This window comes from Salinicola sp. MH3R3-1 (assembly GCF_001937155.1).
GTDB lineage: Bacteria > Pseudomonadota > Gammaproteobacteria > Pseudomonadales > Halomonadaceae > Salinicola > Salinicola halophyticus.
In genome coordinates, this window is the sequence record NZ_MSDP01000086.1 from 1 (window position 1) to 294 (window position 294).

The window sequence follows — 294 nt, forward strand, 5'->3', positions numbered from 1 at the left end:
CACTGCCAGCAGCCGCGGTAATACGGAGGGTGCAAGCGTTGTCCGGAATTATTGGGCGTAAAGAGCTCGTAGGCGGTTTGTCGCGTCTGGTGTGAAATCCCATGGCTCAACTGTGGGCTTGCATCGGGTACGGGCAGACTAGAGTGATGTAGGGGAGACTGGAATTCCTGGTGTAGCGGTGGAATGCGCAGATATCAGGAGGAACACCGATGGCGAAGGCAGGTCTCTGGGCAGTAACTGACGCTGAGGAGCGAAAGCGTGGGGAGCGAACAGGATTAGAAACCCCGGTAGTCC

Annotated in this window: 1 rRNA gene; it reads left to right on the forward strand. The window is 57.1% G+C overall.

Annotation, left to right across the window (positions count from 1 at the left end):
- Positions 1-294, forward strand: a 16S ribosomal RNA gene (locus BTW08_RS18460); the annotation flags it as partial.